General features: G+C 53.9%; 5 protein-coding genes. 3 read left to right on the top strand and 2 right to left on the bottom strand.

Annotated elements, in window-relative coordinates; all coding sequences use genetic code 11:
• Window positions 1–57: 57 nt before the first annotated feature.
• Complete coding sequence (locus FYC48_RS10740; protein WP_149496707.1) at window positions 58–2,295, top strand: hypothetical protein; 2,238 nt, start codon at window positions 58–60, stop codon at window positions 2,293–2,295.
• On the opposite strand, the gene FYC48_RS10735 is transcribed toward FYC48_RS10740, so the two are convergent.
• A complete protein-coding gene (locus tag FYC48_RS10735; protein WP_160149451.1) occupies window positions 2,279–2,986 on the bottom strand; it encodes a hypothetical protein in 708 nt (235 codons plus the stop codon). The two genes, FYC48_RS10740 and FYC48_RS10735, sit on opposite strands and share 17 nt — an antisense overlap.
• 372 nt (window positions 2,987–3,358) lie before the next feature.
• On the opposite strand from FYC48_RS10735, the gene FYC48_RS10730 reads away from it, so the two are divergent.
• Entirely contained in the window at window positions 3,359–16,729 is a 13,371-nt protein-coding gene (locus FYC48_RS10730) for an autotransporter outer membrane beta-barrel domain-containing protein (RefSeq protein WP_149496705.1), read from the top strand.
• Window positions 16,726–22,722 (top strand): protein kinase domain-containing protein, encoded by a 5,997-nt coding sequence (locus FYC48_RS10725; RefSeq protein WP_149496704.1) that lies wholly within the window; start codon window positions 16,726–16,728, stop codon window positions 22,720–22,722. Before FYC48_RS10730 ends, FYC48_RS10725 begins: the two co-directional genes overlap by 4 nt.
• Here the strand turns inward: FYC48_RS10725 and FYC48_RS10720 are convergent.
• Window positions 22,608–23,522 (bottom strand): FHA domain-containing protein, encoded by a 915-nt coding sequence (locus FYC48_RS10720; RefSeq protein WP_149496703.1) that lies wholly within the window; start codon window positions 23,520–23,522, stop codon window positions 22,608–22,610. The genes FYC48_RS10725 and FYC48_RS10720 overlap by 115 nt on opposite strands.
• Window positions 23,523–23,672 lie beyond the last annotated feature (150 nt).

Here is a 23,672-nt window from a genome sequence, read left to right as displayed (position 1 = left end):
CGCCGAACGCAACGACTTTCAACCGGCCGAGTCAATCAATTAAACGTTTCGATAAACATGTCGAAAACATTTGCCAAACATCAACCTCGAAACACCGACAAGCTCGCGCGACAAGAATTGCCGAAGTATCGCGGGGATCTCGAGGTCTACTCCCATCGGCGCGGCGGCAAGACGGTCTGGGTCATGAAGGATCCAGTCACGCTGCGTTATTACCAGTTTTCGAGCGAAGAGTTCTTTGTTATCCGTCATCTGGACGGAAGCCATACCAGGGAGCAAATAAGAAACAAGTTCCAAGAACAATTTGTCTCTCAGCGAATTTCCGAAAGCGAAATCACAGCCTTTATCAATCGTTTGGATCGGAACGGTTTGATGATGGCTAAACGTTCCCGTCAAGGCGATCAATTTTTGCAGAACGCGCGTTCCTTGCGGTCTCGGAAGCGTTTTGCCGCAGTCACCAACCCGCTGGCGATACGAATTCCCGGCTTCAATCCATCCCGATTGATCGAATTCCTGTATGCGAATATGCGATCCTTGCTTTCGCCTATCGTGATCGTTTCCGCGACCGTCTTGATAGTCGTGATGGGAATGTCACTCGTTTTCCAACATCAAACGGCACGGGAGCGGTTACCGGATCTCAATGCATTTTTGTCACCACAGAACATGGTCGTGCTGGCGATTGTGATGGCAGCGGTGAAGGTATTACACGAGATTGCACATGCAATCACGTGCCGTCACTTTGGAGGACAATGCCATGAAATGGGGGTGATGCTATTGCTGTTTACGCCCTGCCTCTATTGCGACGTCACAGACAGCTGGACACTGCGTCAACGCAGACATCGGATCTTGATCTCAGCTGCGGGAATATTCGTAGAACTCTGCTTGGCTTCGCTGGCGACGTTGCTTTGGTGGATCGCCGAACCAGGGCTATTGAGCACGATCCTCTTGAATGTCATGGTCGTTTGTTCCGTCGGAACCTTCATGATCAATGCGAACCCTTTGCTGCGATATGACGGATACTTTATCGTTTCAGATCTCTTTGACGCCCCCAACCTTTGGCAACGTTCCCAGCAGGAGTTGAGCAATACATTTCGGCGATGTTTGATAGGAACTCGGTCATGCGATCGCGAGCCAACACCAAATTTGCAGCGTGCGACACTGCTTGTATACGGACTGGCATCGTGGTTGTACCGTGGTTTCGTCATCGTAACGATCATTCTATTGATCCAGCGTTCTCTCATACCGAAAGGCCTGGACATTGTCGCATGGCTGCTGATTGGTTTAGTCTTCGTTGGGATCGCTCGGCAGCCAATTGCCAGTATGGTTCGTTGGCTTCATCACCCCTCTTGCAAAAATGAGTTGCTTTCGATGCGTCTGGCGGTACGTGTGGCGATGGCAGTCACACTTTTGGGCGTGATGTGTCTTTTGCCGATACCGTGCCGATTGCATTCCGTTGCGGTCCTAGAGGGCGCACGTACGCGTCAGGTATTTGTCTCCGTCCCCGGAACGCTGATACAACGAACTCCGATAGGAGAATTTGTGCAAGCGGGGACCACGATCGCGACGTTGGAGAATTTGGGCCTCGAACGAGAACTTGAGTCCCTGCGGTCTCGCGTTCATGGCCAAAAACAGCGTTTGAGCACGCTTCATGCGATCCGCGGAAGAAACGAAATCGTTGCACAACAGATCCCAACCGCGACTGAATCACTGCAAGATTTAACGGAGCAGCTTGCCCGACTTGAGCGTGACCAACAAGCGTTGACACTGAAAGCGCCGATCGATGGATATGTGATCCCGGCAGCCGGTCTGGAAAAGACGGTCGATCACGCCTTTCAACTGGTGTCCTGGCAAGGCCGTCCGACCGATGAAGCTAATCTAGGCGCGTACCTTTCACGCCAAACCGTGTTTTGCGCGATCGGCGATCCTACTCAAGCTACGGCGATCGCCTATGTCGACCAATCTGAAATCGGTTTAGTGTCTACCGGACAATCGGTGACGTTGGTGTTTGAGAGTGGTCGGGGCCAGATCAAGAGTGGAATTGTTTCCGCGGTCGGGCAAGTGGATATCGACCGAGTGCCGGCTGAACTTGTCGCCCAGCAATGGCTTCCGACCCGCGAAGGTAAAGGCGATGAAGTGCTTCCTCTTCAAACCCTTTACCCCGTCGCGATCAAGGTTCAATCGAATGATTCACTTGCGCTAATCGGCGGCCGGGCTTCCGTAAAGATTCATGTTGACTCACAGCCCTTTCTAACACAACTAAAACGGTTGATCGGAAAGGTGTTCAGTGATGTGCTTTGAGCACACGAATCCAATACGGCGTGCGAAATCCATTGGCGTGGCGTTGCCAAGGCGGATCAACCGCCAGACTGACTGGAAAGCCCGAGGTTTTCCACAGGAAATGTGCCGTGCTATGGACTGACGGCACCCTACGTAGGCATGCGGTCAACTGGCCACATCGTTCAAGGTAGGGATCTTCAAAGTATAACGGACGGTGGCAGAAAATCCCGCTTTGATAATATCCGTGTTGAAAGTTCGTTTGCTGCCTGTGCACGTAGGCGAGACTGGCAGAATGTAGATCCGGCAACCCACTCGTGTCTTCAGGAAGGTCGGACTCGGCGACTAACGTTCCCATTTGCCCTTCTATGGATCGAGGGCGGATATCAAGCCATTGGTGTGATGCCAGTCTTTCGCTAGGTCGCGCGTCTGTTGGTCGATCGGTGCGAAGCGCAAGTGGCTCCCGCTCAGACGGAGCGGGAAGCACTTCGTCGCTAGGCGATGAAAGTTGCTCCGATCGTTCGATTAGTTGTGCAATGGTCAGCGACGATTCAGTATGACGATCAGCGGCATCACTGGGTTGAGGACTCGCCCCAAGCAACAGCCCCACCGCGATGTATCCCAATTGGCGACGTAGCAAACATTTTGATTGTACGGCTCGGTTGCCAGCGGAGGCAATCATGCGAACCGCGCTAAGGGACTTCCGTTTCAACATCATCACATCCTTTGAGCGTTTCGGTAGAACGCATCGGGTTCCGCACCTACCCTGAGCAATCCATGGCATTCGCTGTCTTTCGATTCGACCAAAACGACGTGCGAGTTCCGAGTTTTGGCAGGAACAGGGCTCAATGGAAAGACTGCTATGACCGAACCAATGCAGCTAATCCGCAATCATTCGGGAAAGGTTGGCTTGGGGTCGGCTCAATCATTGGGAAAGATTCATCAATTATTCCGAAGACGACACGGGGCACGTTACCCTCGTCGCCCAGTTGGATTTCCTTGCGGAATCCACAACGTCAGTTCTGCGTCATCGTCAGTACTCGACAAGTCTTCGAAAGGTTTGCGTCACCCACTTTGAGTTCCATCCATGCCGGTCAATGCCTTTCGCAAGTGGTTCGGTAAACACCGGGAACATCGTAACAACAGCAAATCGGCTTCCAAGCTAGGTCAGTGGCGTCCCCCGATCTGCCGGCTGAATGTGACTCGTCTTGAGACACGGCGTGTCCTAAACGCCGACGGCATTGTCTCGGAACTAGTCGTCGATGCGGGAGACCAAGCGAACGACGGACAGCAGGATTCGTTTGAAATCGAAGTTGGCGAGCATGAGGTGCAAATCCGCGTCAACGGAAACCAGGTCTCTTCACTGGGAATTGATCAAGTAGATCGAATCCGAATCGATGGTTCAGACGACAACGACCACTTGGAGGTCCGATATCTGCGAGACGATTTCGCAGAATTACAAATCGATTTTGACGGTCATGCCGGCAACGACACGATCCAATTGAGCAGCGATCGCCAATTCGATTCGTTGATCTACTCAATCAGCGGACAGCATGAAGCATCGGTGTCAACCAACACAAGTTCGCCGCAGCCGTTGGTTTCAGCCCAAGGAATTGAACGGATTGAACAATGGCTTGACGTATCGCAGTTGCACGTCAATTTGGGACAAACCGATCTAGACGCGAACTTCGAAATTGCGACGGGGCAACAGTTAGACCATGAGCTGACTGTCGGAACGATCAATCATGGCGGGACGTTCGACGGTGATGGTCTAACGATTGCCTTTGACGATCCAGACAAGTCTCTGACTATCGATACGATGGGCAAGCAGTTCGAGCGTTCCAATACGCTTCACGTTATGGGACTCGAAGGCACGCTTGCTTCTGATTTCTACGTGCGTTCAGACTCTGGCGACGAACTTGCCGTGCTAGGAAAGTTTTCACTTGACGCCAGCGTTCTGGACTTTGAAGCGGGGCAGATTCACTGGGACGCACAATTCGATGGGACAAACGAATCGTTTCGAATAGAAGCGGACGACACATTTGTTATCTCGGATCGATCGGTGTTAGACATGGATGGTGCGACCGTTGAATTAGCCGCGCCAACGCTCACGCATGATGGACATATTCTTAATCGCGGTGGCTCCGTCTCGCTCGATAGCGGTGCGTATGGAACCACATTGGTCGGCGGAACGATCAACACAGCGGCTCTCAACGAGGCATTGATCGGGGGACAGATTTCGATTCTCGGTCGTCACGTCGGTTTGCTTGATGACGCGTTCCTTGACGCTTCCGGTGCAATCGGGGGCGGACGCATCATGATCGGCGGTGATTATCAAGGAGCAACCCCAACGATCCGAAATGCCGAGCGAACATTCATCGGACAAGCGGTCATCATTTCCACGAATGCGATCGAAGATGGCAATGGTGGGACGGTGGTCGTCTGGGCGAATCAGTGGACGCGATTTTATGGAACGATTCAAGCACGCGGAGGCAACCGGTCGGGAAACGGTGGCTTCGTCGAGGTGTCTGGAAGGCAATCGTTGGACTTCGCAGGTGTCGTTGACACGCGCGGTATCGCCGGATCCGACGGCACGCTATTGCTCGATCCCCTAAATGTGCAAATTGGCGGCAGCGGTGCGGACAACGCTGAAGTCAGCGATTCGATGGTCGATTTTACTGACGGTGGCGTTGCGAGCTTTTCGATCTTGGCCTCCGCTCTGATCGATTCAGCGGGTCAAATCACGATTCAAGCAACTAACGACATCATTGTCGATGAAGCAATCAGTCTCGCGACCGCGTCACTCGCCTTGCAGGCCGGAAACGACCTGACGATCAATAGCAGCATCCAAGTGGGAGGCAATCTCTTTTTGGAGGCTGACTCGGTCCACGTCGTCGCCGATGGATTCGGTGCGCTATCGCTTACCGGAACGTCGACGCTATCTTCGACCGCTGGATCAATCAATCTTGTCGGGGCGACATTTTCTTTTGCCGCAACCTCAGGGATTGGATCCGCAAATACGGACATTTTCCTTGCGCGATCGATCGGCGGCACGATGGATCTTGGTGTGACGATTGACTCGGTTTCGCTGGGGGCTCTGAACACCAGCGGGACCGTCACGATTGGTCAAGCAACGACCGGCGGTGACGATGAACTTGGAACCAACCGCCAAGTTATCACCGTCGACCAAGTGAACGTGTCTTCGGCAATCTCGTTCGCCGCCGCCCATGCCGGTCACATCGCATTGATTGCCAATGATGGCGTGTCGTTATCAGCCGATCTGACGACGGATTCGACACTCGCGATTGATGCCGATTTTGATGACGACGACGTCGGGACGATCACGGTTAATGCCGCCGTCACAGTGGATTCGACTGACGACACCATTGCATTGATCACAGCTGACCTTGACCTGCTGGGCAACATTGATTCTGGATCGGCGTCGACCACGATCACAGAATCGGGAGCGACGGGGATCACGATTGGTGGCAGCACTGCCATTGGGATGCTCGTCATTGATGCCGCCGAACTAAGTCGAATCGATGCGACCGGCCTAACGCTCTCGACCGCCGGTAACGTGACGGTTCAAGAGGTCGCAGCAGCGGATTCGGACCAAATTCTTGGCGTGGTACAAGTGGTTTCGCAGAGCCATGTCACGGTACAGTCCCAAAGCGTATTCAACGCAGCCTCGATTCAAGCTGTCGACGGAATCAGTTTCGATGCGGATCTGTCGACGACTGTCGGCGATCTTGACTTGGACGGCGATCATGACAATTCAGTATCCGGCGGCATCTCGTTTTCCGGCGGGATCGAGCTGAACGCCGCAGGTTCGATTATTGCGGAAGCGATGACCGATGGCATCTCCGGCTCAGGTGCGCTCACGTTGATCGCAAACGTCGGAATCACACTTGCCAACGACTTGACAACCGCGGGAACGCTAACGATCAATTCCGATGCCGACGCCGATGGCTCAGGAACCCTGACCGTTGCCGCGCTAACCACTGTCACGACCGGCAACCATGACGTCGACATTGTCGCTGGTGATCTGGACATCGGCGGATCATTAGATGCCGGCAACGGAGATATAACGCTCGGATCGACCTCGAATCTTGGTCTAGGTGCGACCGTGGTGGCGGGGATGAACGTAAGTGGATTGGAGCTTGCGAGGATTGGGGGTAACGATTTATCCATAACCGCAGACGAACGATTGACCGTCGATGCGGTGACTCAACACGCCGGGCTAATTGGATCGGTCAGTCTGATTGCGTCCGCCGCTACGAATTCCGTTGTATTTACCGGAGGCGCTTCGACGTTTAGAGAATTGATAATCCGAGCTGACCATGGGGTGCAACTTGGCACCAATGTCACGACGACAACGGGTGGGGTCGTCATCGATGCGGATGTCGTCAATGGAGATGATACAGGAACACTAACCATTGCGTCTGGATCAACCCTCAATAGTAACGGACAAACGATCGCGTTGACAGCGAACGACATCGTGATCGATGGGTTCATTGATAGCGGTGCATCCACCGTGACCATCAACGACTCTGATGGTGACGGAATAGGGTTGGGACTTTCAACGATCACCAACGCAATGCAGGTGTCTCAAGCGGAACTCAATTCGATCACCACCACAGGACTCAGCTTTTTCAGCGACGGAGGGATTGATGTCGGAGGTCTATCAAACCTTAGCGGACTGACCGGCTCGTTGAATTTGAACGCGAACCATTCGATTCGATTCATCGACGCTGCTTCACAAGCTCAAGCCATCGTAGCGATGGCGAACGATGGGATCCAATTCAACGAAGATGTATCGGCTTCAGTCGGTGAGTTGGACTTTAACGGGGATTTCAACAACAGCGCCGATACCAACGACGCGATTGAATTTGCCGATGGAGTTCAGCTTACCGCTCAGGCATCACTGACGTTGCGATCGGCAACCGGAAACTTGACCGCTCTGGGATCCGTCAACCTCTCGGCGAACGATGGAATCACTCTCGCCGATTCGTTGACATCGCTGGGGAGCATTTCTATTGATGCCGATCTCGATGCCGGCGATCAGATTGGCACATTGACTGTCGCAAGCGGTGCGGCAATTGACACCAATGACAATGAATTGGCGATCACTGCAGACAGTTTGGTGCTCAACGGAACTCTTGATACAGGCACATCAACCCTGACACTGACTGATTCCGACGGCAGTGGCGTGGGGATCGGATCATCGATCGTCGCGAACGGACTGAACATCACTGGTGCCGCGTTAGCTGCCATCACCGCTGGGGCATTCGATGTTGTCTCGACAGCGAACGTTGAAGTTGGCGGCGTCTCCGCCGCACAAAGCGGAACCGTGGGATCAACTCGATTGATCGCCGGTGGACTGATCGACATTGATGGAGCGACAACGTTTTCATCGCTTGCCCTTCTCGCCAACGGCGGATTGTCAATCAACGCCGACGTGACAACATCGGTCGCCGATTTGACGATCGATGGTGACAGGGACAACGCCGGCGGCGACCAGGTGCAAATCGCTGATGGAGTACAGCTGACATCCGCAGGCGCGATGGACATGTCAGCGACCACGGGTGGTGTAGTCGCCGCCGGAGCGGTGTTTTTCGACGCAGCTAGCGGTATCACGCTCAATAGTTCACTGCAGGCAAACGGAATCGTCACGATCGATGCAGATACCGACGGAGCTGCGACAGCGGGCAGCCTCTCTGTCGCAGTTGCTGCGACATTGTCCGCAAGCGATTTCGAGATTCGTATTCGAGCCGATGAGCTTTCAATCGACGGCGCGATCGATAGCGGGTTAGCGGATATCGTGATCACAGAATCCGATGGGAATGGCGTTGGCCTGGGCGATGCAGCTTCCGGTGGAATCACTCTCGGGGCCTCAGAGCTCGCACGCTTCACTTCCGAGGACTTGCGACTAATCACTGCCGGTGACATCGTCATTGACAATGTTTCGCAGGGGGCCGGTGTTTCCGGTGCGTTCGAGCTCTACTCGGCACAAACGGTTACGTTCACCGGCCAAGGTTCGACCTTCCGTTCGCTTCTTGTCAACGCGGACGACCGTGTTCAAGTCGACGTGGACGTGATCACAAGCCACGGCGACTTGCAATTAGTCGGTGATGCGGACTCGCTTGCCGATACCCACGATGACATGCAAATCGCTGACGGTGTGACGTTGCGCTCCGCTGGGGCAATTGCGTTAGCGGCGTCGACGAATGCGATCGAAGGAGCGGGACAACTGAACCTAATCGCAAACGACGGAGTTGTGCTATCGAATTCGCTTTCCGTCTCGGGTAGCCTGACGGTGATCGCGGACGACGACGCCGGCGACGACGACGGAACATTCACAATCGCTACCGGTGCCAGTGTCGTTTCCACAGGAACAAAGTCAATCGCAGTCACGGCGAATGAACTCGACTGGCAGGGGACAATCGGCGATGCCGGTACGACGTTGACGATCACCGAGTCTGACCAAGATGGAATCGGACTCGGCGATGCCGTCACGGCGGGGATCAATCTTTCCGGTGCCGAATTGCAAGGTCTCCATGCGTTAACACTCACATTGACAACCGGTGGCGCGGTGAACATCGACAATGTGACGGCCGCAAATTCCGATCAAATCGTGGGGCTTCTGTCGATCCGAAGCGTGGGAACCATCACGCTGGCATCAACGTCGGTTTTTAATTCGCTCGATCTACAAGCTGATGACGGAATCGTCGTTCAAGGTGATTTGACCACTGATGTCGGCAGCATGGCCTTCGATGGCGATGTCGACGGAAACGCTGATGGCGTCGATGCGATTGTCCTTTCTTCCGGCGTTGATCTTGTCGCCGCGACAACGTTAACTCTCGAGTCTACTACCGGAGGAATTTCCGGTTTGGGATCCGTGAGGTTAGTCGCGAGTGATGGAATACAGATCCACGATGCAGTCAACGTTTCGGGGACATTCACCGCGGATGCAGATTTCGATGATGACGGATCCGGCCAGTTCCAATCGTGGTCCACTCTGTCAACAACGGATTCCGTAATCGATCTAACCGCAAGCGATTTCGATTTCCATGATGCCGTTTCGGCAGGCACCGGCGACGTCCTACTGCGCGACTCAGCCGCGTCAGGGTTTTCGTTCGGCGACAACCTGATTTTCGGCACAATTCAGATGGACAACGCCGAGCTTCAGGAATTTACTGCGGCGAATTTGAGAGTTTTCACCCAAGGCAACATCACTCTCGATCACGTGATGACACCGCCGTCAATTTCAGACGGAATCGCATTGGTTGCAAATGGCACCGGATCGGTGATCACGTTTACCAACGGAGCCTCAACATTCAGTGAACTATCAGTTTCGGCAGCAGATGGCATCAATTTTCTGGCCGACGTAACGACCACAGATACGCTTACCGTCAATGCGGATTTCGGCGGCAACGTTGGGGTAGGAACGTTAACCGTTGCCTCGGCGACAACGATTGACACCAACGATCATGACATCTCGATTACAGGGGTGGACATGGATCTGCAAGGGAATCTTGATTCCGGGGCTGCCGACATTCTGATCGTCGCGTCGGGGGGCAACGGATTCGGGCTCGGAGATACCTCGGTCGGTTTCGACATTGGCGGAAGCGAGCTGCAGCGGCTGACCGCGAGCAATCTTGAACTGCAAACGACTAGCACGACTGTCGTCGACAATATCAGCGCGTCACAGAGCCAAGGTGTCTCGGGAACGATCACGCTCGTCGCCGACGGTTCGATTGACTTTCAGGCATCGGGGAGCATCTTTAACGCACTTTCGGTCCACGGCAATGCGGTGAACGTCGCAGGTGTGTTAGCCACTGATACCGGCGACCTATTTTTGGACGGAGACGCGAATGATTCCGGAGGTGATGATTTGGTCTTTGCCGCCGGCGCAGATGTGTCTTCGGCCGGCCTCCTGACGATTGCGTCTACCTCGGGGGAAATCACCTCGCCGGGGTCATTGACGCTTCGCGCGGCAGACGGAATTTCGATCGAAGATGATTTGACGACCAGCGGTGCTTTGGAACTACATGCTGATACCGACAGTGATGTCGACCAAGGTCTGCTGTCGCTTGCTGCCGGTGCTGACGTCGTAACCAATAATGGACTGCTAACGATAACGGCTGCCGACTTGGACATCCAAGGTAGCTTCAATAGCGGCGCCGCGATGACGGTGATCCAAAATAGCGAAGGCGATGGCATCGGACTTGGGACGGCGTCAATCGTTGGCGGTATGAATCTCAGCAACACTGACCTCCAGGACTTTACCGCGACGGGATTAACGATCTCCACGGCAGGAGACATCGTTGTCGATGGGTATGCACAGTCACCGACCATCACTGGCACCACCTCCCTTGAAGCTCAATCGATCACATTTTCAGGTTCGACGTCGACTTTCGAAACACTCTCCGCCAATGCAGACGATCAAATCGTCGTCGCTACGAATGTCTTCACCGCAACAGGCGATCTGACGCTGAACGCGGACGCCGACTCCGTCGTTGACCCCAACGACAGCCTTTCATTTGCCGACGGAGTTACCGTCACGAGTGCTGGACAATTAGTGTTGCAAGCCAACCGCGGGGATTTGATCGCTGCGGGGGAATTGAACCTGCGATCCGCTGATGGAATGGTCATCAAGGACTCGCTAACGACGGCTGGTGAACTAACGATTGATTCCGACACCGATAACACAGGAGCAGGGACGTTCACGGTTGAAACCGGCGTGACGCTGACGTCAAACGACCATGCCATCTCTTTGACAGTCGGTGATCTATCCATCGCTGGTGGTGTCGACAGCGGAACCGCGACCATCACGATTGAGGATAGTGATGGCGGTGGAATAGGGCTCGGAAACGCAACGATTATTGGCGGGTTGAATCTTAGCGTGATCGACTTGCAGGACTTCGTCGCAGGAGGCCTGGTGCTCAATACGGTCGGCGATATTGTGGTTGATGGAATGTCGCAACCGGCAACTTTAACCGGTACCACAGCTCTGAATGCGACCGGTAGCGGATCTCGGGCCACCTTCTCTGGGGCCGCTTCCACCTTTAACACGCTCTCAGTTACGGCTAGCGATGGCGTTGATTTCCAAGCGGATCTCAGCACCACAATTGGTGGATTGACCATCGATGCGGATGCCGATTCAGGAGATGACCTTGGTACATTGTCCGTCGCTGCCGGTGTCACCGTTTCCAGTGGAAACCAATCACTCAACATCGTCGCAGAAGATGTTGACCTTCAGGGGGCGATCAACAGCGGCGTCGGACTGACAACAATCGAAATTTCCGATTCATCTTCGATTGGAGTCGGAGATGCGACGTTCGCGAACGGCATGACACTCGAAAATGCCGAACTCGCTCAGATCGTCTCCGGCGGATTACATCTTGTGGGATCCTCGGTGGTCGAACTGAATGGCGTCAGTCAACCAGCGTCGATTACCGGAGCGGTAGAAGTTGAATCGAGCGGCGAAATCCGTTTTGTCAGTCAACTCTCTACGTTTGCGGCTTTAAGCGTTTCATCCGATGTCCGAGTTTCAGTCAATGCTGACGTAACCACCAATTCTGGTTCCTTGACGCTTGATGGTGATCGAGACGACGTAGGAGGGGCGGCAAATTCACTCTCTTTTGCGGCGGGGGTCCAGTTGACTTCCGAGCAAGGCATCACGTTGGACTCGACCAGCGGTGCGGCAGCAGGCGTGGGGACACTCCAGTTGATCGCTAAAGATGGGATTCAGATCAACACCAATGTTGTTACCAACGGGGAGCTGTCTATCAATGCGGATAGTGACTTCAGTGGGGGTGGCACGTTGACTGTCGCGACAACTGGTGGATTGGATGGAAACGATCACCAGATTTCGATTGTTGCAGATACCGTGACTGTTGCTGGGATAATTGATTCAGGAACCGCGACGACGGAACTGATTGATTCTGATGGTTCAGGATTGGCATTGGGTAATGCCTTGGTTGCTGGCGGACTGCAACTTTCGAATGCCGAAAGCGGATTGATCTTCGCTGACCAATTGGTTTTGCGTACGTCAGGGAACGCCTTTGTCGACGGCTTTGTTCAACCGGCAAGCATCGGTGGCAAGATCGACTTGATCGCGAACGGGACTTCCTCGACGGTGACGTTCACCAATACAGCTTCCTCTTTTCACGGACTAAATGTGTCGGCAGCCGACGGCATCAATGTTGGGGCAGACTTGACGATCACGAGCGAGGCATCTCAATTCAATGCCGACAGTGATGCCGGGGATAGTGTTGGGTCGCTAATCATCGGTCCCGGTGTGACGTTGACGACCGATCACCAAGACCTAACGATCACCGCAAACGACGTTGATCTTCAGGGAACGATCGACGCTAACACCGGTGTCGTACAACTGTCTGATTCCGATGGTAGTGGAATACGAATCGGTGGCGCAAGCGTCTTCGGCACGTTGATGCTTTCACAATCCGAACTGAATGCCATCGTCGCTTCACGTTTGGATCTTGTATCGACCGGCGACATGAACGTCGCCGGAATCACCCAGAACACAGGTACGTCGAACGAAGTGCGATTGGTATCTGATTCAACCGTCAGTTTCAATACAAGCGACAGTAGCTTCATCGCGCTCGACGTGCGAGCATCAAACGGTATCGACCTGGCCGTCGATCTCTCGACGAGTGATGGAGATCTCTTACTTGACGGCGATGCAAATAACGCGGTTGACGGAAATGATTCCGTCGGAATCGGAATTGGCGTTGACGTTGCATCGGCAGGCGATTTGACAATCGATTCGTCCTCGGGGACTGCAATCGCCTTTGGAAACGCCACGATTTCAGCTGCGAATGACCTGCAGATCAATACAAACTTGACGTCGCAAGGCGAGCTTGAATTGACGGCCGATAGCGACGGAAACTCATCCGGAACGGTGACCATCGCAGTCGGCACATCGGTGGTCACCAACCACCATACGCTACGTGTCACCGGCGATTCACTTACCATCGACGGGCAGCTATCATCTGGAACGTCGACGACGATCATCGCCGATTCTGACGGCGGCGGAGTCGGCCTCGGTTCGTCCACCGTAGCCGGCGGACTGAACCTCTCCAATGCTGAATTGGCAACGATCACCGCGGGTGATTTACAGATCGACAGCTTAGGAAACATCGTGGTCGGAGGCGCAGCCCAACCCGCATCTATTACTGACCAATTGCAGCTGTTCGCTGATGGTACCATCTCATTTGTAAACAGTTCGCCGACGTGGACAACGATTGATGCGTTCGCGGATTCAGGGATCAATGTCAACGTTGATCTAGAAACAACCGCTGGTTACCTACGCCTCGATGCCGATGCAGACGACTCTGGAGTCGGACAGTTGAATCTGGCGTTCGGAGTTCGACTGGAGTCAGCCAACACCCTCAGTTTGACCGGCGCGACGCTACAAGGTGCTGGGGGCATTACGCTCAATTCGACCGATGGGATTACGATCGAAGGTCAGTTTCAAACCGGTGGAACGATCAGCGTCGATGCTGACACCGACGCCGGCGACCAAATCGGTACATTCAATTTGGTCTCCGGAAGTTCGCTGACGACTGGCAATCAATCGTTTCAGTTAACCGCCAACGATGTCGCATTCAATGGCACGATTGATACCGGCACCGCTGCATTTCATTTAACCGATTCCGATGGCGATGGAATCAGTCTTGGGAACACCTCGCAAATCAATTCGCTCGCAGTCAGTGACGCCGAGTTTGGGAATCTAGATTTGGGCGATCTTCATGCGTCAACCACTGGCAACATCGTCATTGACGGCATCACCGCGGCTAACAGTGACCTGATCAGTGGGACCGTTAACCTTGCCGCTTCCGGTGCGGTCACCGCGATGGGCGGCGAGTCAACGTTTAACGCGCTATTCATCGACGCGGACAATGGAATCGCAATCAACGCAAACGTAGCGACTGACACTGGAGACTTACACCTCGATGGTGATGCAAATATCACCGCACAGGGGAACGATTCGATTCAGTTTGCTAGTGGTGTGCAACTGATTTCAGCGGGACAACTTGTCCTTCAGGCAGAACACGGTGATCTGTTCGGTAGTGGTGATATGCAGCTATTTGCCGCCGATGGCGTTGTGATCGCCGATGATCTGAGCCTATTCGGGAACCTTTCGGTAAACGCCGATACGGACGCTGGCGATGGTGTTGGCACGTTCTCGGTTACGTCGGGAGCGAACGTAGTGAGCAATGATCATACGATCGCTATCACGGCGGAAGATCTCTCCCTTACCGGCATCATCAACGCTGGGACATCAGGTCTAACAATTACAGATTCAGATGGCGATGGGATCGGTCTTGGGAATTCGACCATCGCGGGTGGCCTGAACCTAGCCAATACCGACCTTGCGGACCTATACGGATCAGCGTTGACACTGTCGACGGGGGGAAGCTTTTTGGTCAACGGAGTCGTTCAACCGGAATCGATTACCGGAACCATTTGGTTAACGGATACGGGATCCTCTGCGAACGTCACATTGCTCGGCGGGGATTCGGTATTTTCGGGGCTTGGGGTCAATGTCGGCGGAAATATCTCGATCGCGGCCGACGTTCAATCAACCTTGACCGGTTTTCAGTTCGCCGCGGGTGGAACGTTTCGGGTGACGGCCGGTCATCAAGTACTTGGAAACGGAGGTCGAACGGCGATCGTCGTTACGGCTGATGCGGCCGTTATTGGGAACGGTGCTTCCGGAAACGAGACACTGAAGAATATCGACTCCGGTGTGATTTGGATCATCACTACCGGAGGTACGGTCACCGTCGGAAATCACGCGATCGCGAGTGACTACGGATCTGTCATTGTGTCCGCGTCCGGAGGGATGATCGAGTCGGAGAATAACAATACCACCAAATTGTCGACGGCAGGACAGATGACGCTCACAGGTCAAGGTGCGATCGGGGCGTCGGCAGGGCTAAATCTTGGTGGAACCGAAGCACTTGATGTCATCGCAGGAAGCCTTTCATCTAGTCTGTCTGGAACCGGAGGCCTCTATTTACGAGTTGACGGCGATGTCAATCTCACAGGCGTAGCAACCGCCGATGGTGATATCGAAGTCCTCTCTACCAATAGTATGGCAATCACCGGTGCCGTCATCGCCGGCGGTTTCGGCCACGTCATATTGCAGGGACCTTACTTGAGCTTTGACTCGGCGGGTGACGTGACAGCGGGATGGGGGAGTATTGATGTCTCCGCGACCGTCGCCGGGGGCCTGTCGGTAAGCAATGACGCGGTTTTCGCCAACCATCATGGCAGCTTCAGCGGTAGCTTGGTTAATACGACCACTCCGTTTGCCGGTACGAGCGACACCGGCGACGCGCTGACGGATTCGAATCGTATTGCCCAAATCAGTGTGCTGATCGCTGACGCCTACGCGTCTGGAATTGATCTTGAAATCGATTGGCAGGAAGGTGACCCGCTCGGTCCACAATATTCAGCTGCCCCGGGCAACTCTCGCACGCGAATCGTTCAATCGAGCATCGGTAGTCCCACCGCTGGGACGGTTTTCGCGCACGAATACGAAAATGCCCCCGATCCCACGAATCCCTCTGCTGACATCAATATCGAAATTGGCATCATCGAAATTGCTGGAGGCACAATCACTTTGCTCGATGGTGGAAGCAATGTCTTCGATGCTGCCCACTACACCTCGCAGACGATCGTCTTGGTGGTTTCCTCGCCGATTTTACCGTTCTTCGTTTCTATCCCGACAGCCGATGTTCCCGAGACGGTTGTACAAACAGAAACAATTGTTCTGCATTCAACCGAACGTCAGCGCACACTGGCGTTGCAAGCTCCCCAACCACTGAACAGCTCACTTGGGACGGCACAGCAATCATCCCAACGCTATTACGTTTTGCGAATCGTGACGTTTGGATCTGAAGGCGAGGTCAAAATCATTCGTGAAAACCAAGAGTATCGATTACCCGATCTCGAGGACACCGAGTCTGAAAGCGGATTTGAGTTAAGCCAACTACCGGAGCTATTTAGCCGTCTGCCTGACGATCGCTATCGAATCTACATGATTGATGGGCAAACCGAGAGGCTGGTGCTTGATTTTATGATTCGCGACGGACAACCGATCGAAGCTGAACACACCGAGGACGAACGTCGCGACTCGTTGAGCGTCTCGGACGACGAACCGCAACTCAAACGAAAAAGGCCAACCTCGCATCAATCTGCAGATCTCGATGTTTCTGAGCTTCGAATCGATCAAAGCCAGTTGCCTCGCCCGGCGGCACCAGCCCTGCAACAAGCGTCAGAAGAATCGCGTCCTAGTGTCATCGAGCGATTCGGAAAGACACCACTGGTCGTCGCCGGTGGAATGGTCCTCACGTCGAACATGTTCTCACAAAAAGCCTCGCCCCAACGCAAAGCCTCGATCGAAAGGAGTGCAGCACGATGAAAGTGATCTGTACCTACTGTGGATCAGAATGTGGCGATAAGGAGCAACAAGACGGACGCTGTGGAAGTTGTGCGTGCTTCTTTCTCGGGACCGAGGTCGTCCTACAAGATCAAGCGGCAACGCCGAGTGATCCCGATCATCAAATTCCGACGGAAACACCGCAGGCAGCGCCGTCTACCGGAGAGCCGTCACCGCCAGGGACCAGCGTTCCCAAGTCCGAACTCGATGCACTTCTTGAGTCGATGATGCCCGAGGCGGACGCCGTTCTCGGATCGTTCAATCCCAATTCGATCGAGCCAGATTTGCCTTCGTTGTCACCGGACGCGAGTGAGGGGCTGATCCAACCTCGGAAACTTTCTCCCCAGTATCGCAAGCGAGTGGAGCGAACTTGGGAATCGACATTCGGCGGTGGGGCAGTCTCCGCACTCCACACTCTTAACTCGGTATCTCCTTCCATGGGCACGAAGAACGAGTGCCCCACGCTGAGCATCGCGACACGAAAGATATTTCGCGCCGGGGATGCCGAAAAAAGCGAGATCCATGGCGACTACGAGTTATCAGAGGTCATCGGCGAAGGCAGCATGGGGCGGGTCTGGTCGGCTAAGCAAACATCGCTGGATCGTAATGTGGCCGTCAAAGTCCCGATGGCCGAGTTGGCGGGATCGGGCAGCGTTGGTGAGAGCCAATTCATCTCCGAAGTCGTCGTGACAGGCCAGCTTGAGCACCCCAATATTGTCCCAATCTACGAACTGGGACGCGATGTCAACGGCTTGCCTTTTTACTCGATGAAGCATGTCCAAGGACAAGCTTGGAACGAGACGATTCATGCGAATACGATCCAGGATAACATCGAAATTTTGATGAAGGTTTGTGACGCGATCGCTTTCGCTCACGATCGCAATTTTTTGCATCGTGACATCAAACCACACAACGTAATGGTTGGCGAATTCGGCGAAGTCTCCGTGATGGACTGGGGCATCGCCGTCGCAGTCACAAAAGATCCTAATCGCCCGTGGGCGTCGATTGCCACTGGTCCTGCTGGCACGCCGGCCTACATGGCCCCGGAAATGGCGGCACATAATCCATCGGAATTAGGCGTTGTCAGCGACATCTATCTCCTCGGCGCCGTGCTCTACGAGATCGTCACCGGGACACCGCCACACCCCAAAACCGGCGACACTCGTGCGGCCCTACTCGCTGCCGCGGCGAACGAAATCATCGCCACAACGACAACCGGAGAACTGGTCGATATCGCACGACGCGCGATGGCGACCAACTTGAACGATCGCTACCAATCGGTTCAAGAATTTCAAGACGCAATTCGTGAATACCAGTCACACCGCGAAAGCATCAAGCTATCAGAAAGCGCACGGGAACATTACGAGGGAGCCGTCAAAAACCGAAGCAGTGACGAATTCGCCCGGGCACGTTTTGCCTACGAAGAAGCCTTACGACTATGGGATGGAAATCACGCAGCGCGAAAAGGTTTGGAAGTCGCAACAATCGCGCACGCGAAAAACGCACTGGACCAGGAAAACTACGAACTGGGGATTTCAATCCTCGACGTGACTGAGGCAGATCACCAAGACCTGCTTACGCAACTCGAATCACGCCGCGCACAACGACGTCAACTCGCACGTGTCTCAAAGGTTGCCGCGGCAGTCGCGGTCGCGGCGGTGATCGCGGTCATCGGAGTGACGTTCTATTCCTACGGTGAGCTGAAAGAGAGCGCCGTCCAACTGCAATCAGAAAAAGAAGTCGCGATCGAACAGCGTAAGATCGCTCTGACGAGTGCCGAGGAAGCCAGGCGAGCGGAAACAACTGCTAGGAAAGCCGAAAAGAAAGCAAAGTCTGCCGAACGCCTCGCCTTGGTCGCAAAGAACGAAGCTCGCGGCGCCGAATCAAAAGCTCGTCAGGAAAAACGCCGAGCGGAAGAAGCCGCGTATGCGTCGGAGATCGGTCTGGCCGCCGAATCAATTCGGAGAAACGAGTTCGAGAAAGCGCAACGAATTCTCCATAAAATGGATCCCGCGTCCGGCGAATCACACAATGCGGTGATGTCTCGTTTAAGACACCTTGAATGGGGGTTACTGCGCGCTGCTTCGGCACCGGCGACGATGCAAAACCTGACCGAAGATATTCATGTCGAATCGGTCGACAGCACGAAAGATGGACGAGTGATTGTTGCTGGAACGGACTCAGGGAATCTATTGGTTTGGAAACGCGACGAGCACAATTCGAATGCCCCGCCAGTGAGGATCGCATTTGGAACTGCGATCGGCTCGGTGGCTGTTTCTGAGGATGGATCCCAAATAGCGGCCGGCGGCATCCAAACAACGACCGAAGATGAGAGTCGTTCCGTTGATCGATTTGCCATTAAAGTCTGGAAGCTCGGATCAGGCGACACACTTCAGTCAACGCAATCGCTGAGCGGACACCGTGCTGCGATACTGAGTTTACAGTTTTCGCCCGATGGCAAACGACTTGTTTCAAGTGCATCGGATAGGAAAGCGTTCGTGTGGGACCTGAGCACCGGGCGTCCTCTATCGGTCATGCGAGATCACTTAGAGAAAGAGGTTTACGACGCTCGATTTTCACCCGATGGGACACAAGTCGTTACCGCCTGTGAGGATGGTCGAGTGAGGGTCTGGGAAATTCAAAGAGATGGGCGAGATGCCAGGAAAATCGGAGACTTTCGAGGTCACGAAGGCCCCGTATATTGCGTGACTTTCAGCGATGACGGTCGTTCAGTCTTGTCAGGTGGATATGATCAACGCCTGCTGCAATGGAAGCTCGCCAATACAACCTCGGCCGCGGACCAGCGAACCGTTCAGCTGGACTTGATTGCCGAGAACGATCGTCAATCAGGCGCGGTTCTCGTCGGCTTTGACACTCAGCAGCACGAAGCAAGCGTACGATCGATCGAGATCGGCACGGTAGACAACCAAACGTTCCTCGTTTCTGGCGGTAATGACAATACGATCCGAGTCTGGAAACTGACAGATTCTACTTGGCAACTGGAAAAGGTACTCCGCGGGCATGGACGGTGGGTTCGTTCGTGTGTGTTTGCTGACCAAATGAATGCGGTCGTTTCGGGGGCCTTTGATGGAGTCAAACGTTGGTCTTGGCGGGACTATGACCTACCCCGCGAACTCTATCCAGTTTCCGAGAGACGACTAGGCAAACGCCCCAGCGAAATTGGACTTTCACCGGTGTCCAAGTCAATGTACTCACCCGACGGGAAATGGGTCGCCACAGCGTTCCAAAACGGTACAGTCGCGTTATGGGACCAGGAACAACAAGATCGTAGTGCAGGTCAACTCTTGGGAGACGGCCACGCCCTACTGACAGCAACCGGCGGCTTCTTCGACGCTGGAAAGCAACTGCTGACGTCAGCCGGTGACAACACCTCCCGAATCTGGGACGTGGAAAGGGCCACACAGTCACATCTTCTGTCGGGTACGGGATACCGTGGAGTTGCCGCCGCATTCCGACAACCCGAGGCGGGACGCACCTTGGTTGTCACCGGAAGCGATGATCGTCTGAACCCGGCAAAGCTATGGATACTGAACGACGATGGTCGACGTTCCGAGTTTGGATTGCTGCGCAAGCATGCCGCCGCACAGCTTGTTGCATCCTATCGTTCCAAGCTCGAAGGGAATGGTACATCTGTAACGATTTCACGAAACCTATCTGATGCCGACTTCTTGCAACGTCGTCAGTCGCTTCGGCGTATTGCTGATATCACCGCAGTCATCGGTACGAAACAGGCAGAGGCATTCTTAATCGGGGATTCGCGCGGACGTTGCTATTTGTTTCGAATACGCTCTCAAGAAAGTAGCCCCGAATTAGTTTCTGAATTTCAAGCTCATGCAAGCTCGATTTCCGGGCTGGCGATCTCGGACCGTCAGAACATGATCGTCACAGCCAGTGAGGAAGGGCGTGTCCGTCTTTGGCGGCTCGATGATGCGACGAAAATCTCTGAATTGCCTTGGTCAGGTCCTGTGACCAGCATCGATCTATCATCAAATGGTTCGCTGTTGATCATCGGACATTCGTCGATTCTTGGTCGTGACGCCCCAATTGCTGAGGCTTACCGACTTGGCGAACAAACTTCACCGATCAAAATTGCAAGTCTCCAATCACTCGATCATGACGCGACAAAGTCTCCGACGGTTCAGTCGATACGTTTTGTCGATCAACGGAACGCGATACTTAGCCTCTACTATCCTGCGGGTCACCACAAGTCTGGTCCCGGATCAACGGCGGGATCGTCGGGCGGATACCGAACGGCGACTTGGCAGTTCTCCGATCCTGCGGCAACCCTGCGAATGATCGACATCGCCGAAACGGGAGAGATCGCATCCGCTTCGTTCCTGTCGGGCGACATCGAAAAACAATTGCTAACTGTCGGTGGAAAGGGCGCAAGACTTTGGCGTTCCGCCGATGAAGATCCACGACGTTTTACGACGTTAGTTAAAAACTTTCGACCATCGGCATCGATAACTTCGCTCGGTTTTTCGTCGAATTCAGATAACCGATCGGAACGTCTTGCCTACGGCGATGTTGAAGGCAACGTTCGCATATGGCAATTGCAAAACAATCGATGGACCGAAACGAACGGTGCCGCCCAGAACCTATCGGGGGCTCACGACCTTCCCGTGGTCGCGACGGAATTCGACCCGAGTGATCCGAATCGCCTTTTGACCGCTGATCAATCAGGTAGGTGGATTCTTTGGACATACCACGCGAAAGATCGTTGGGTCCCAATACAAGAGGACTTGTTCACAGCAACTGACGGGAATTGCAGCATTGCAATGTTCTCTCCAGACGGTCAACGCATCTTATCCGGAGGTATCGGCGGTGGTGGCTGTTGGAAACGAAATGAAGCTGGAACGTTTGTCCGGTTCAAAATCGATTGGGAATCCGGCCCCATAAGCACGATGATTATCAGCGACCATGGCCGTTGGTGTGTCACCTCCGATGGCGATCGCAACGTCGCGTTTTGGGATCGAAATCTTCGCTTGATCGCGCGACTCGATCAAGATGACGCGTTATCGGTTTCCTGTATGGATCTTTCGACAGATCTTCGCCGGTTTGTCACCGGACAAGGAAAACGAATTGTTATTTGGGACACCAGTCGGTTGTTGTCCGATACCCGTAACGCCGAGGCCGCCATTTCCCACCGGCATCAGATCTCAGAGCTTCTGGCCTTGGAAGAGCATCGTTCCGTCGCTGCGGTCCAGTTTGCGCCCAATGGCCATGATCTCCTATCGGCCGGATCGGAAGGAAGAACGGTGATTTGGGAAGGCAAGTCGATTGCCCCCGTAGCTATTACGACGAGTACGACGCAGTTGGCTTACCAAATCAACTCGCCTCCTGCCACGGTTGACGCGTCAATCCTGCTGACTGATCCAAGTCGCCTTCTCGCAAATGCTGCCTTGACGCTACACATCGAACTCGACGAATCGTTAGCCGTCCCGCCAAGCGACTTCACCGAACGCTGCCTGCTTGATTTTCCATTGCAATCCGGAATGCATTTCGACGAGAGGTCCGGTGCGATCACCTACCAGCCAACCACGGATAGTCCGCCACTGTCAATCGGATTTCTTGAGTCCGACGGCCGTAATGGACGTGGACAGGTCATTCGCTTTGCTAACCTCGGTGACTCCTTGGCGGTCCAATCGATCCTACGATCGCTAAAATATCAAGCCTCCACGGCCTCTGAAAAAATCAAAAGTGGAGTAAGACAAGACGAGGAGCAAAGAACGATCGATGTGTTGATTCGGCCGCTAAGTGTTCGTCTTGAACTAGAATACCGGTCTGAGCAGCGAAAGAATCAAGCAACACCAACGCCATCGCCTCAAACGATCGAAGCTCACTTCGATATTGAAGTCGACTTTTCACAGTCAACCAATGATTTACCGATCGCGAAAATCGATCCCGCGTTTGAATCGATCTTGTCTGGTCCATCTTTGCACAGCATCAATTGAATTGCCCCCGCGGCCATTCGGGCCGACAAGCCCGGTGGCGGAGCGACTGGGGCAAAACTATCGTCGACCATGCTGCCTCCGCTCCAAGCGACTGCGGCGGCAAGAAAACCAAGCGGACCATCGTGTTCGAGTTCTTCTGCGATCGACATCGCAGATTGACGGTTTACTTCACTATCGTCATTCAGCCAAGTTTCGACGATAGAGGCTGCTAATTTCTCGGAACTCTTCCACGTTTCCATCGGATTGGATTGGATCACTCGATAGGCCCATCGAATCGACTCGTGTATTGGCAGAAACGCGGCAAGCACTTTAACCGCGTCAGCATAGAATCCGGTCTCGATAAGATGATCGATCAATTTCTCTATGGAGTCTGATTGACCAGCTAACACGACCGCATCGTCATCGAGATCGAGCGTTGAGATTAACTCATCGATCGATGGCGGCGTGGGTTCGGGACTGGACTTTGACTCGGGATCCGGATCAACCTCGACCTCAGGTTCCTTCGCCGAAGGAATCGATACACTCATTCGACTTTGACCCGCCGAAATCTGATCGCCGTTGACCACCGTGGACTTTAAAACAGGCTTGTCGTTCACCAAAGTCGGCGCTGTATCATCTAAAGCTTGAAGCTGTGGCTCTTCACCCTGGAAAACAACTTCGAAGTGGATCTCCGCCATCTCAGGATCCGCCAAGTAGACGTCCGCAGCGGCATTGGAACCAAAGCGTGCCCGCTCCCCATTTTGAATCGCGATTTTCTTGCCACGAGCCGGACCGGATACGACATGAATGATAAGTTTCATTGACTATTGGTGAGTTAGACTGGCAAAAATCTCTTGATCGACTCGTATCGTGTTTAGCCGCCGCCAGCCGAATGTGCTACCGTCGGGCCCAGAGCAGCAAAACTGCTTCCAGAGTCTGAACATGCCAACAAAGTGATTCATCTTTGATTT

It is taken from the genome of Roseiconus lacunae (assembly GCF_008312935.1).
In the GTDB taxonomy this organism is placed as follows: domain Bacteria; phylum Planctomycetota; class Planctomycetia; order Pirellulales; family Pirellulaceae; genus Stieleria; species Stieleria lacunae.
The sequence above is the reverse complement of the archived record's forward strand: the minus strand, read 5'-3'. Positions and strand labels throughout refer to the sequence as shown.

Bases quoted from the DNA above. Each gene is read 5' to 3' on its own strand.
- FYC48_RS10735 (WP_160149451.1), bottom strand. From the start codon at position 2,986: ATGTTGAAACGGAAGTCCCTTAGCGCGGTTCGCATGATTGCCTCCGCT.
- FYC48_RS10730 (WP_149496705.1), top strand. From the start codon at position 3,359: ATGCCGGTCAATGCCTTTCGCAAGTGGTTCGGTAAACACCGGGAACAT.
- FYC48_RS10725 (WP_149496704.1), top strand. From the start codon at position 16,726: ATGAAAGTGATCTGTACCTACTGTGGATCAGAATGTGGCGATAAGGAG.
- FYC48_RS10740 (WP_149496707.1), top strand. From the start codon at position 58: ATGTCGAAAACATTTGCCAAACATCAACCTCGAAACACCGACAAGCTC.
- FYC48_RS10720 (WP_149496703.1), bottom strand. From the start codon at position 23,522: ATGAAACTTATCATTCATGTCGTATCCGGTCCGGCTCGTGGCAAGAAA.